Raw genomic sequence first — 13332 nt, 5'->3', positions numbered from 1 at the left:
GCGCCGGGCGGTTTTACCGTCCGGCGTTTGCCGTTTCTTACGCTCTCTTTTCAGGAAAGCTGATATGTCCGACCCTACCATTGCTGCGGAAATCCCCCGGCGGCGCACCTTTGCCATTATTTCCCATCCTGATGCTGGTAAAACCACACTGACAGAACGCATCCTGCGGGCTGGTGGGGCTATCCAGATGGCTGGGAATGTCCGGGCCAAGGGAGAGCGGCGGCGTACCCGGTCGGACTGGATGAATATTGAGAAGGACCGTGGCATTTCAGTCGTCACCTCGGTGATGACGTTCAATTATGGCGGCTGCGTCTTCAATCTGTTGGATACGCCGGGCCATGAGGACTTCTCCGAAGATACCTACCGGACCTTAACTGCCGTAGATTGTGCAGTGATGGTCATTGATGCCGCCAAGGGTATCGAGGCCCGGACACGCAAGCTGTTTGAAATCTGCCGCTTGCGGGATATTCCCATCGTTACCTTTATCAATAAGATGGACCGTGAGGCGCAGGATTGCTTCGCCCTGCTGGATGAAATTTCCAATGCTCTGGCCCTGGATGTGTCCCCAGCGACATGGCCAGTTGGTCGGGCGGCGAAATTTGCCGGTATTTACGACCTGCGCACAAAGTCCCTGCATCTCAAAGAAGAGCTGCCAGAAGATGATGAACGGCTGGCCTTAATGCGGGAAGAGGTGGAGCTGGCTGAGGTTGCTCTACCTCCTTTTGAGAAAGAATTTTTTGATGAAGGGCACCTGACTCCCGTCTTCTTTGGCTCTGCCATGAAGGAGATTGGCGTGACGGACCTGCTGGACGCTCTGGCTGCCTACGGGCCACCGCCTCGTGCTCAGCCCTCCGAAACACGGGATGTGCAGGCAACGGAAGAGACTGTCACTGCGCTGATCTTTAAGATTCAAGCGAACATGGACCCCAATCACCGGGACCGCATGGCCTTTGCCCGTGTTTGTTCTGGTAAGCTGACCCGTGGCATGCGCCTGAAGCATGTGCGCACTGGTAAGCAGTTTGCGCTTCATACGCCGCAGTTCTTCTTCGCACAGGATCGTCAGTTGGTAGAGGAAGCCTTCGCCGGGGATGTGGTGGGGATTCCCAATCATGGTACCTTGCGTATTGGCGATACGCTGACAGATGGCGAGGATTTGCGCTTTACGGGTGTTCCGCATTTTGCACCGGAGATTTTGCGCCGTGTGCGGCTGGATGATGCCATGAAGGCTAAGAAGCTACGTCAGGCTCTTGTAGAGCTGGCGGAAGAAGGTGTCGTGCAGCTCTTCCGCCCGCAGGATGGTGCGCCGCCGATTGTAGGGGTGGTGGGGACACTCCAGCTGGATGTGCTGCAATCTCGCCTTCAGGCGGAATATAATGTGCCGGTTGGTTTCGAGAGCACACCCTTTACGCTGGCTCGCTGGGTAACAGGCGATAAGGCGGCTTTGGAGCAGTTCGAGGCCCTCAACCGGAGTGCCATGGCGGATGATCTGGATGGAGACCCGGTCTTCCTCGCAGGGTCAGGCTTCATGATGAACCGGGCTGTTGAGATGAATGAAGCATTGAGCTTCCATGATATTAAGCAGATCGGTATGGCCGGTAAGGCCTGATCCTTTTCGGTCTTTTCTGGATTGTGGAAAAGCCCCGCAGTCATTGGCTGGGGGCTTTTTTCATGTCATGGGAGCTGCATTTGGATGGAGACAGGGCAGTGGTCCGACAGTGTCAGCCCCTTGGGAGCGTTGCGGAGCAGCATGACACGCAGGCTTCCCGGCACGAACCAGCCACGAGCCTGATTGCCGAGTAGGATATGGTCGATGAAGAGGTCCCCGCTACGGCGGCAAGGGCTGGTGAACCCAGCGGTCGTCAAGGTGAGGTCTGCATCACTTTGGAGAAGCCGCATGATAGGATCAGAGGGTGTCAGGCGTCTGTTGAAATCACCAAGTATGGCAAAAGGCGTGCCATCATCCAGCCGGTCCATTATCCAATTTTCAATGACATGGAATTGCTGATAGAGCAGGGAGCAGGCGCGTTTCTTTGCCTCAAGAGGTTGGGCCCAGCATCCCGTTTTTAGATGGACAACCAATAGCCTCAAGCTAGCGGCTCCCTTATGTAGGGTAATATCCATACCACCCCGTAGAGCATGATGATGCCCTCGCTGAGGAATGTTGAGTGCTGTTACCTCCGGATTGACGGTAACTGTCAGCCCAGAACTGCGCCGAACGGCCAGCCCAACCTTTTGGATGATCGCATCAGAGGTGATGTAAAGGTCATAATCCTCTTGCGGGAAAACAAGCCGGGCAGCTTCCAAGCTATCCACTTCTTCAAAGGCGAGGACGTCGCTATGGAGACGCTGCGCATAATGGCGCAGAGCGGCAAAATCGGCAGCGGTGCGGGTGGGAGCGTTGGGTGGCAAAGCATGGTCATGGGCGGGGCGGAGGGTGAGCCAGTCCATGTTCCAGCTGCTCAGTTTTATGCTCTCCGATGCGTGCGCAGGGGAAAGAAGTAGGCTGATCCCCACAAACAGGCATGAGATGAAGGCACGGCATAAAAAACCGCCTGCCCCGTGGGACAGACGGTTTTTCCATATTGGGGAAGGTACCCTTTTAGTCATTGTCAGTAGGGCTGGTCTTTTTGAGGAGTGCGATGGCTTCCTCGACAGAATATTCCTTCTTATTGTCATCATTGAGAATATACATCCGGCCATTCTGGATGTCGTAGTACCAGCCTTGCACGTTTAGCTCATTGCGGGAGAGAGCCTTGGCAACAATGGGGTGCGTCTTCAGATGGGTGAGCTGCAAGCGGACATTGGCTTCTGCCAGATCACGAACATCTTTCGGTCCGACATCTTCGGCACGCAGGTCGCTAATGGTCGCAGCGGCGGCTTCAGCATTATGCAGCCAGCGGCGGACAGTCGGCATATTGGCGAGTTTGTCCGGGTCTGTGGCTAGATTGATAAGGGCGGACATGGCCCCGCAATTGGAATGGCCGCAGATGATGATGTTCTTCACACGCAGCGCACCAACGGCATACTCAATGGCAGAGGCGACAGCCCCAACCATATTGCCATAAGCGGGGACGATATTACCGACATTGCGGATAAGGAACAGTTCGCCCGGCTCTGTTTGTGTGATCAAGCTGGGGCTAATGCGGCTGTCGGCACAGGTGATGAACAGTGTTGGCGGGGTCTGATCGTAAGCCAGACTCTGGAAGAGATCCTTTTTCTGCGGATACACCTCTTTTTCAAAGGTATGGACGCCATCAAGGAGTTCCAGAAGAGTGTTACGGTGGAAGACCATAGCGTTATGTTTCCTGACTAAAGACGCATCGCATCATGCGGGGCAATGACCCCATGAGAGACTATTACGGGCCAGACGGGAAGGTCTGTCTGCGAATCAGACACTAAAAATTTTTTTAATAAACGTCCAGTGTTGAGCCCCCTTTGATTTATGAAATGTCTTTCATGAGAGCTAAACACAAGGCCAAATTAGGCCGTATTGTGGTGGTGTGGTGAGGTACAAATAGCAAAAAAGCGCCAGCCCATGAGAAAAGGGGCTGACGCTTTCTTTTAAATGACCTTACCAGATGGCGAGGTTGTAACTTAGCCTTCGGCCAATGTCTTGCGGATCATGGCGAAGACGGCATCAGCTGCAGGCTCGGAGCCACCAGCCTGTGCCATGTCCGGGCGACCACCGCCGCCTTTGCCGCCCATCAGGGCGGAGGCTTCACGGGCCAGCTTCACAGCATCGAAACGGTCCGTCAGGTCTTTGCTGACGGCAATAACGATGCTGCCCCGCTCGTTAGCACCGGAGATTAGAGCCACCACACCGGAGGAAATCTGCTTCAGTAGGCCATCAGCCAGCCCCTTGAGGTCCTTGGGGTTGACCTCCTCAAGGAAGCGGGCCGCCAGCGTAATACCATTGATAGTTTCGCTGGAGGATGCCCCTTCACCCGTGGCCAGCTTGTGCTGAAGAGAAGAAATCTGGGCATTGAGAGCCTTACGTTCTTCTAGCAGAGCCGCCAGACGGGCCGGGGCCTCGGCAGGTGTGACCTTCAGTAGGGCAGCCATCTCGGCAAGGCGATCGTCACTGGTACGGATGGTCTGCTCGGCAGCGGCACCGCAGACAGCTTCGATACGGCGGACACCGGAAGAGACACCCGTTTCGGAAACAATGCGGAAGAGGCCGATCTCGCCAAGGCGGTTCACATGCGTTCCGCCGCAGAGTTCGATGGAGTAGGCCTGCCGGTTCTTCTCATCCTCATTACCCATGAAGACGACGCGAACTTCATCGCCATATTTCTCCCCGAAGAGAGCCATAGCACCGCTTTCGATGGCCTGTTCCTGCGTCATCAGGCGGGTTTCGACCGGGCTGTTCTGGCGGATGCGGGCATTCACCTCGGCTTCAATGGCTTTCAGCTCATCATCCGTCAGCGGGCGGGGCTGGCTGATGTCGAAACGCAGGCGGTCCGGCGTGTTCAGGCTGCCTTTCTGGGTGACATGCTCACCAATATGACGGCGCAAGGCTTCATGCAGCAGATGGGTGGCTGAATGATGCCCCCGCACGGCGGTGCGGCGAACGTGGTCAATCTCAGCATGGACATCCATACCCGGCTTGAGCGTACCTTCCACGATGCGACCATAATGGACGATCAGGGAGCCGTTCTTCTTCTGCGTGTCGGTGATCTCGATACGCAGGCCGGGGCCTGTCAGCGTGCCATGATCGCCAACCTGACCGCCACTTTCCCCATAGAAGGGAGACTGGTTGAGCAGAATGGCAACTTCATCGCCCGCTTTGGCCTCGGCCAGTTCGTCACTACCCCGGAAGATGGCTTGTACCTGAGCATCCGCAGCCTCACTGACATAGCCAAGGAACTCTGTTCCGCCGAAACGGTCACGGGCATCGAACCAAACAGTTTCCACAGTGCTATCGCCGGAGCCAACCCAAGCGGCGCGGGCACGTTGACGCTGCTCTGCCATAGCACTTTCGAAGCCGGCTTCATCCACTTTATGGCCACGTTCACGCAGCACATCTTGTGTCAGGTCCAGCGGGAAGCCGAATGTGTCGTAGAGTTTGAAGGCCACATCACCGGGCAGATGACCGTTGCTGGAGAGGCGATTCATTTCGTCTTCCAACAGGGCCATGCCACGGCCCAACAGGGCGGAGAAGCGTTCTTCCTCACCCTTCATAGTCTCGGTGATCAGAGCCTTATGCTGGTTTAGCTCGGGGTAGGCATGGCCCATTTGCTGGATGAGGGCAGGCAGAAGACGGTAGAACACTGGCTCTTTGGAGCCCATGAGATGAAGATGACGCATAGCACGGCGCATGATGCGGCGCAGCACATAGCCTCGACCTTCACGGGAGGGCAGAACACCATCAGAGATGAGGAAGGCCGTGGAGCGCAGATGATCAGCTACGACACGATGACTTGTCTTGAAACGTCCATCAGCATCCTGCTTTAGGAGGTCAGCAGAGGCTTCGATGAGCGCACGGATGGTGTCCGTGTCGTAATTGTCTTTCTTGCCCTGCATAACAGCAGCGAAACGCTCCAGCCCCATGCCCGTATCAATGGAGGGGTGGGGTAGGTTCGTGCGCTTACCTTCGCCTTCTTCAAAGAACTGCATGAAGACGAGGTTCCAAATCTCGACAAAACGGTCCCCATCTTCATCAGGGCTGCCCGGAGGGCCACCGGCGACGGACGGGCCGTGATCGTAGAAGATTTCAGAGGATGGACCACAGGGGCCGGTATCGCCCATGCGCCAGAAATTATCAGACGTGGCGATGGGGATGATCTTATCGTCCGAAAGGCCAGCAATCTTCTTCCAGAGTGAAGCAGCTTCGTGGTCGTCTGCATAGACAGTAACAAGCAGCTTCTCAGCTGGGATGTTAAAGCCCTTGGTCAGAAGGTTCCATGCAAATTCAATGACTTCAGCCTTAAAGTAATCTCCAAAGCTGAAATTACCCATCATTTCAAAGAAGGTGTGATGTCGGGCTGTGTAGCCGACATTGTCCAGATCGTTATGTTTCCCACCGGCACGGACGACCTTTTGGGCTGTTGTGGCCCGCTTGAAGGGAAGGGTCTCTTGCCCAGTAAAGACATTCTTAAAAGGCACCATCCCTGCATTGGTAAAGAGTAGGGACGGGTCATTTTGCGGAACCAGAGAGGCCGACGGAAGAATACGGTGCCCGTGAGATTCAAAATACTGGAGGAATTGTGCGCGGATATCGTTGGTACTGATCATGAGCCTGTAAGTCCGGGTTCCGGAGAAGGGAAGAGTAGCCCTTGCCTTTTAGACGATTTTGCAAGGATTGGGAATGGAAGAGCCGAGCAGTAGAAAATGCAGATGCTCGGTAGAGCGAGCGTTATGTCAGAGACTTTTTTTTGTGGAAAACGAAGTGATGGCATAGGGTGAAATTGATGAACATGCCACCTGCTGTACCGAAGACAAGAGCAATGACGGTATAATGACGTGTCAGCGGCCAGAGATTGAAAAGAGCCAACACGATACCACGGTTTATGATGAAGCCGGGAAGGTTGGCCAGTATAAAACGGCCCCATTGATGGTGAACCTTATGGCGTTGGCGGCAACAGTCCCGGAATGTCCAGTAACGATTTAAAATCCAGTTATTGCTGGAGGCAACGACATAAGCCAGCAAGGCTGCAATTCTTAGTCCGACTGCATGGCGGAAAAGGGAAAGGCTTGCCCAATCCACGAGAAATCCAGCTACGCCTACAATGCCGAAATAAAAGAAGCGCTGTATAATTGGAAGGAACTTCATCAACTTTTGGGGAATAACGTGCTCAAGCATGTATCTGGTAGGGGACCGTAATGATTGTTGTGGAAGGCGGGAGAAAGCTAGCATAGCTTCGTTGTGGAAAGGTAACTCTTTCTTATTAAGAGTTTTTCTGGGAACGGTACGGACAAAAAAAGGGTGCCCGAAGGCACCCTTTTTCCGTGACCGTAAGGCCCGGGCTGAAAATCAGCACTGAAGATTACTTCAGGATGATCTCAACGCGACGGTTCTGCGGCTCACGAGTGTTCTTAGCAGTTGCAACCAGCGGGTTGGCATCGCCGTAACCGTGGATGTCGATAGCTGTAGCCGGAACGCCCAGACGGATCAGCTCAGCCTTGACGCTGTTAGCACGACGGAGGGACAGACCCATGTTGTACTTCTCACCGCGCGGACCCGGATGAGCAGCGGAGTTATCGGTGTAACCGTTAACTTCGATGCGTGTTGTCTGCACGTGTGTGGAAGCCTGAGCAGCCTGAGCAACGATGTCGCGAGCGCGGCCTGTCAGAGCGGACTTATCCCAGTCGAAGAAGACGAGGTAAGTACGAGCAGCCTGAGCCGGCGGCGGGACAACAACGTGCGGAGCCGGCGGCGGCGGCGGCGGAGCATTGTTGAAGGCATAACGCAGGCCGAGCATGAACTGGTGCGTGTAGCGTGTGCCGTAACCGACGCGATCGCCGCGCTTGCCATCTTCATGCAGGTAATGACGACCGTTGGAACCGCCACCTGAAGAACCAGCCTGGCCAAGGAAGCGATACTGTGTGGTCAGAGCCAGACCCGGGACGCCCGGGATGTCGTAAGCTGCACCAACGATACCCTGAGCAGCGAGGCCACCCGTGGTGTTGTTGAAGTCAGGATAGTGCGGGTTGCTGCCGCGGTTGTAAACCTTGCGGTAGTTCTGCCACATGTAGCCAGCACCGATACCAACGAACGGTGTAACCGGGAAGTTGTTCAGGCCGAACATGCCGAGGTCGATGTCGTACAGGACGTTGACCAGTGCGCCATAGCCTTCGCTCTTACCATGAGCGTGACGGCCAACGCCATCAGCAAAGCTGCCGCCCAGACGGGTGATGTGTGTCTGGTTGTAGGCACCTTCGACTTCAAGGCGCAGGCCATTGCCGAAGCCATAACCAGCGGACAGGTAGCCGTTGAAGCCTGTGCCGGAGTGCATCTTGCCGTAGTCCTGCGTAGCAGCACGCTTGATGCTACGGTCTGTACCAACGCGGGCACTCTGATGCTGAACCAGGTTGTAACCGCCTGCCATATCAATGTACGGGCCGGTGATCGTGCTGGCCATGGCGAATGATGGCAGAGCCACCATTGAGGTCATGGCGAGAAGTGCATTACGAATACGCATTTACTTCCTCAGTCCTTAAATCTGTATACTTACGGCCATTACGGTTGGCGGGCGTCAGAACGATCACCGTATGGAGCCAGCGCGGCCGATAACCGAGATGTAGTAGAAAGCCGGTTGGAAGTTAAGAGGTTTTCCTCCCTGTGCCTGTGATGGGACAGGCACTGTGACTAATAGAACACATAATCGGTATTAGGGCGGGAAAACTGGCTGGTATTACGGGGCAAATCCCTCGTCTAACAGCAGGGAGCGGACATCATCCATGGTGACGTCACGGCAGGTGAAGGCCATGCCGATTCCGCGGAGCAGAACGAAGGTGACCTTCCCGTCACGCAATTTTTTGTCCCGTCCCATATGGGCCAGTAGCGTTTTCACATGCAGCATATGGGGCAGATCCGCAGCACTGGCAGGCATTCCCAGAGCGTGGAGATGGGCATCTAGACGTTCAAGGTCTTCGCGGGGGGCAAGCCCCATCTTTACGGACAGGGCAAGGGCCATATGTAGGCCAATGGAAACAGCTTCCCCGTGCAGAAGACGGCCATCGTAATGAAACTCGGCTTCGAATGCATGGGCGAAGGTATGGCCAAGATTGAGCAGAGCCCGCCCGCCAGACCCTGCCTGTTCCCGCTCATCATCCTGCACGACTCCAGTTTTGAAGGCACAGGCACGGCGGACGGCCTCTCCTAAGGTTGCAGGGTCTCCGGCGAGTACGGCATGGCCGTTGGTTTCGCACCATGCAAACAGATCAGCATCGGCAATCAGGCCGGATTTTACGATTTCCGCATAACCTGCAACAAGCTGACGGCGAGGAAGGGTAGCAAGTGTTCCTGTATCTGCCAGTACGAGGCGAGGCTGCCAAAAAGCCCCAATGAGATTTTTGCCAGCTCGGGCATTGATGCCTGTTTTGCCGCCAACGGAGCTATCAACCTGTGCCAGCAAGGTCGTGGGAATTTGGATGAAAGGAATCCCTCGCAGTGCCGTAGCCGCTACGAAGCCGGCTAGATCACCTACGACTCCGCCGCCCAGAGCGATAACCGTGGTGCCGCGCTCTATGCCCCGGTCGAGTATGTCTTCCATGACAGCTTCGAAACGGGAGAGAGACTTGCTGCCTTCTCCAGGCGGTACGGTGACGGTGTGAAAGCGGATATCCGCCTTGTGGAAACTGCCTTCCAGAGTTGCGAGATGGTGGGAGGCAACGGTCTCATCGGTCAGGATGATGGCGTGATTGTTGGGCAGGTGGGTTTTTATCCGCAAGCCTGCCTGAGCCAGCAGGCCAGCACCGATGAGGACCTCATAACTGTGGCCTGCCAAGGCAACTGGAACGTGATGGGGCAGCGTTGTGCTGGCGAGGGTTTCGGTAATGGATTGGGTTGCCTGTTCCACGCTTTCATCTCCACAGTCGATAATGATGTCCGCTTCGGCATAGCGTGGATAACGCATGGTGGCGAGGCGGTGTAGGGTTTCTACCGGGTCCCCCTGAGCAAGAAGAGGGCGGCTGCCACGATTATGGAGCAAGCGCCGGAGTAGGACAGGCATGGGGACATGGAGCCAGATGGAGCAGACATCTGGAGCTTTATGGATGAGGGAGCGGGTCTGAGGGTGCATCCAAGCACCACCGCCGGTAGCCAGGATACAGGGGCCATTTTTTAGCAGGCGGCGGATAACCCGATGTTCCCCAGCCCGGAAGTGGGCCTCACCGTGCTTGGCAAAGATTTCCGGGATACTCTGGCGGGAGGCCTTTTCGATTTCAGCATCAGTATCAATGAAAGGGATATTGTAATGCTGGGCCAGCATCCGCCCTAGAGTCGTCTTGCCAGCACCCATGAGGCCGACAAGGACAAGAATACGGAAAGGCAGCTTGGTCGGCTGCGGAGAGGGTGAGGAACAGGACATGGGTTTCCTCCTATCATGGGTAGGAAGGTGGGGGTAGATATCTCCTTAATCCCCCTCTCTGCAACAGTTGGTGGATGTAGAGGGTGAGAAGAGGGTTTTTAAAAGCGGATGATCCTTCTATAAGCAAGGCGTATCCTTTGACATGGAGCCGTTTTATGAAAACCGTTGCCCGTCTGGTGCTGGTCCTGCTGGTTCTTGTGGTGTTGGTAGGGGGGGGATATATCCTGACAGCTCACGGGGAGCAGCCACCAGCGCCGGTAATGGTGCATCGTGACCTGACCCCGCAGGCCGTGGCTCCCCCTGGCCCTGCTCAGAAGGCGGTTTCCGGCCTGCCAGAGTTGCCGCCGGTTGGGGGGCAGTGAAGAGTCCTCCCATGGCACAGTTGGATGGCTCTGAGTCCCAGCGTTGCCCGGTAGAATCCCGAGCCCTGATAGATGCATTTCTTGAGGTCCTTCTGGCGGAGCGGGGTGCTGCTGGGCGGACGAGGGAGGCCTATCGGGCCGATCTGGAAGATTTCGCCCGCTGGTGTGCGCCCCTGTCGCTGGCAGATGTCTCTCGCAATAAGGTTCGGGCCTATTTTGCTGATCAGGAGCGTTGCGGCATTTCAGCCCGGACACAGGCCCGCCGTCTGTCCTGCTTCAGGCAGTTTGCCCGCTTCATGCTCCAGATGGGGGTGCGAGCGGATGAGCTGACAGCTGGACAAGTTTCCCCTCGTTATCACAGTGGCCTGCCACATCCGTTGAGTGAAGAAGAGGTCAAGCGTCTGCTGGAAAAAGGTACCAGTGGCCATGCAGATATGCGGCGGGACCTTCTGTCCCGTGTAGCGTTGGAGATGCTTTATACGACAGGACTGCGCATCAGTGAGCTTTTGAGCCTCCCGGCAAACTGTATCCGGCAGAGGGGCGGGATGCTGACCGTGCGGGGAAAGGGCGGACGGGAGCGGCTTGTGCCGTTTTCCAGCACGGCCAGAGAAGCAGCGGAAGCACTGGTAGCTTATGATGCTATCTTGGATAGCCCTTGGCTGTTCCCGGGCCGTGATCCTCGCAAGCCGCTGACCCGCCAGGGATTCGACAAAATATTATATGCCTGTGCGCTTAAGGCCGGGTTGGACCCGCAACGTGTCAGCCCCCATGTGCTGCGTCATTCCTTTGCGACACATCTTTTGAATAGGGGAGCCGACCTGCGCGCTTTGCAGGTTTTGTTGGGCCATGCCGATATCACTACGACCCAGATTTATACGCAGGTTATGACGGAACGGTTAAAAGAGGCTGTCCAGCAGCATCATCCTATGGGAGAAAATGCGAAGGCTAAACGAGGGGAAAAGCGCAGTTAATAGTCGGAAGTGGCAGAGTTTTGGTTCAAGGGATCAAATTAGGACTGTCTTGTCCCCTGTTAGCGTGCTATCGGGCAGATCATGCGCCAGTTCCTAGATTTTGAAAAATCGGTTGCCGAGCTTGAGACCAAGATCGGTGAGCTTCGTCAGGTTGGTCGCCAGGATGATGGCGCTGGTCTGGATGGTCTGAACATTGATGAGGAGACCGCCCGTCTTGCCGAGAAGGCGGACAAGCAGCTCCGTAGTCTCTACAGCAAGCTGACACCCCTCCAGAAGGTGCAGGTCGCTCGTCATGCCCAGCGGCCCCATGCGCTGGACTATATCGAATCATTGATGACGGATTATACGCCGCTCGCCGGGGACCGTGCGTTTGGTGATGATCAAGCCCTCATAGGGGGTGTAGCCCGTTTTCGTGGGCAGCCAGTCATGGTGATTGGTACCGAGCGTGGCTCGGATACGGAGAGCCGTCTGCGGCATAATTTCGGTATGGCCCGTCCGGAGGGTTATCGTAAGGCTCAGCGGTTGATGCGCATGGCAGAGCGTTTCGGTTTGCCGATTCTGACATTCGTGGATACGGCAGGGGCTTGGCCGGGGATTGATGCCGAGGCCCGAGGGCAGGCTGAGGCGATCGCTCGGGCGATTGATACCTGTCTTCAGGTCAAAGTTCCGCTGATCGCTACCGTGATTGGTGAAGGTGGCTCCGGTGGTGCTATCGCTATTGCAGCTGGTGACCGTGTTCTTATGCTGGAACATGCGATTTATTCCGTCATTTCGCCAGAAGCCGCAGCGTCTATCCTCTGGCGTGACCCCAAAATGGCCCCTGCCGCTGCGGAGGCTCTCCGGTTGACAGCGCAGGACCTGAAGAAACTTGGGCTGATTGATCGCATTGTTGATGAGCCGGTAGGGGGTGCTCAGCGCATGCCTGCCGAGGCAATCAATCGTGTGGGTGAAGCGATCTCTGCGGAGTTGGCCTCTGTGAAGGACCTTACGAAGGAAGAGCTGCTGCTCCAGCGTCGGGAGCGTTATCTGGCAATGACACGGGCAAGCTAAGGCATTGCCTGACTAGTCTAGAGTTATTATGAAGGCCGCTCCTTTTCGGGGCGGCCTTCTGCTTTTCATGTTATGCAGCCCGTGGGGGATCGCCCTCCAGTGGTGAAAAGCCAAGTGTGACGATGAGGTCGTGTAGGGCGGTTCCAGCTTTGGTAACGGCATCTGCATCATAGCCTTTGGCTACTAAGGCTACGCCTCGTTTTTTGCCTTCATCAAAGGGATAGGAGCCGATATCCAACACGGGGAAGTCGTGCTGGATGGTGGTAAGTGCCTCGGCAAGATCGCCTTCATAGATGTCGTAACTGTACCAGCTGACACTTGTCAGAGGGGCTCCGGCTTCCAGATGGGGCATGAGCCATCCCACCATCGCTTGAAAGATGCGAGGCACGCCGGCCATGACATGCACATTGCCCAATGAAAACCCGGGAGCGGTGGAGACGCTGTTTTCGATAGGGGTGGCCCCTTTGGGAAGCCACGCCATACGTTGACGGGCTTTGTTGAATTGCCCAGCCGGGAAGAGGGCTTCCAGCCTACGGAAACTCTCTTCATGGCATAGGAGCGGGACCCCAAAGGCTTCGGCTATGCAAGCGGCGGTTATGTCGTCATGGGTTGGGCCGATTCCTCCGCTGGTGAAGAGCATATCGAATCGTGCTCGGCAGTCATTGACCGTACGAATGATATGTTCGGGAATATCAGGAATGATGCGGACTTCCGCCAGTTTTATACCCCGGCCATTCAGAGCCTGAGCAAGGACACGGATATTGGCATCCTGCGTGCGGCCGGAAAGTATTTCATTACCGATGACAAGAAAACATGCGGTGAGAGGAGCCATGAGCCTGTAATACCTTGTTTTGGCCGCATCGTCGTTCTGGTGCGGACTTGGCCCTCGGGCGTGGCATCCGGGGGTGTGGAAATTAA

11 protein-coding genes are annotated in these 13332 nt (G+C 55.9%); 4 read left to right on the top strand and 7 right to left on the bottom strand.

The window, feature by feature from the left end; genetic code table 11:
- Positions 1-64 precede the first annotated feature (64 nt).
- Positions 65-1606 carry a peptide chain release factor 3 gene (locus CPA57_RS03010; protein WP_182081340.1) on the top strand — a complete coding sequence of 514 codons (1542 nt, stop codon included), beginning with the start codon at positions 65-67 and terminating at the stop codon, positions 1604-1606.
- 65 nt (positions 1607-1671) lie between these two features.
- On the opposite strand, the gene CPA57_RS03005 is transcribed toward CPA57_RS03010, so the two are convergent.
- The 6 genes from CPA57_RS03005 to aroB all read right to left on the bottom strand — a co-directional run bounded on the left by CPA57_RS03005 (position 1672) and on the right by aroB (position 10031).
- Entirely contained in the window at positions 1672-2448 is a 777-nt protein-coding gene (locus CPA57_RS03005) for an endonuclease/exonuclease/phosphatase family protein (RefSeq protein ID WP_229709201.1), read from the bottom strand.
- 151 nt (positions 2449-2599) lie between these two features.
- Complete coding sequence (locus CPA57_RS03000; RefSeq protein ID WP_182081336.1) at positions 2600-3292, bottom strand: carbonic anhydrase; 693 nt, start codon at positions 3290-3292, stop codon at positions 2600-2602.
- 302 nt (positions 3293-3594) lie between these two features.
- The gene (gene alaS, locus CPA57_RS02995) at positions 3595-6234 is read right to left on the bottom strand and encodes an alanine--tRNA ligase (protein WP_182081334.1); all 2640 of its coding nucleotides are present in this window, start codon (positions 6232-6234) and stop codon (positions 3595-3597) included.
- 121 nt (positions 6235-6355) lie between these two features.
- Positions 6356-6772, bottom strand: coding sequence for a GtrA family protein (locus CPA57_RS02990; protein ID WP_182081333.1), 417 nt, complete (start codon positions 6770-6772; stop codon positions 6356-6358).
- A gap of 214 nt (positions 6773-6986) precedes the next feature.
- Positions 6987-8141, bottom strand: a complete 1155-nt coding sequence (locus tag CPA57_RS02985; protein WP_182081331.1) for an OmpA family protein — start codon at positions 8139-8141, stop codon at positions 6987-6989.
- A gap of 213 nt (positions 8142-8354) precedes the next feature.
- Positions 8355-10031 carry a 3-dehydroquinate synthase gene (aroB, locus tag CPA57_RS02980; RefSeq protein ID WP_182081329.1) on the bottom strand — a complete coding sequence of 559 codons (1677 nt, stop codon included), beginning with the start codon at positions 10029-10031 and terminating at the stop codon, positions 8355-8357.
- A gap of 155 nt (positions 10032-10186) precedes the next feature.
- On the opposite strand from aroB, the gene CPA57_RS02975 reads away from it, so the two are divergent.
- The 3 genes from CPA57_RS02975 (at position 10187) to CPA57_RS02965 (ending at position 12414) form a co-directional block, all read left to right on the top strand.
- Positions 10187-10393 (top strand): hypothetical protein, encoded by a 207-nt coding sequence (locus CPA57_RS02975; RefSeq protein ID WP_077396618.1) that lies wholly within the window; start codon positions 10187-10189, stop codon positions 10391-10393.
- An 11-nt stretch (positions 10394-10404) separates the two neighbouring features.
- Positions 10405-11364 carry a tyrosine recombinase gene (locus CPA57_RS02970; protein WP_182081327.1) on the top strand — a complete coding sequence of 320 codons (960 nt, stop codon included), beginning with the start codon at positions 10405-10407 and terminating at the stop codon, positions 11362-11364.
- Between the two features lie 81 nt (positions 11365-11445).
- The gene (locus tag CPA57_RS02965) at positions 11446-12414 is read left to right on the top strand and encodes an acetyl-CoA carboxylase carboxyltransferase subunit alpha (RefSeq protein WP_182081325.1); all 969 of its coding nucleotides are present in this window, start codon (positions 11446-11448) and stop codon (positions 12412-12414) included.
- 70 nt (positions 12415-12484) lie between these two features.
- Here the strand turns inward: CPA57_RS02965 and CPA57_RS02960 are convergent, their stop codons facing one another.
- Positions 12485-13246, bottom strand: a complete 762-nt coding sequence (locus tag CPA57_RS02960; RefSeq protein ID WP_182081323.1) for a competence/damage-inducible protein A — start codon at positions 13244-13246, stop codon at positions 12485-12487.
- Positions 13247-13332 lie beyond the last annotated feature (86 nt).

The organism is Bombella favorum, assembly GCF_014048475.1.
Lineage (GTDB): Bacteria > Pseudomonadota > Alphaproteobacteria > Acetobacterales > Acetobacteraceae > Bombella > Bombella favorum.
Note: the sequence above shows the minus strand (reverse complement) of the source record. Positions and strands in the feature narration are given on the sequence as shown.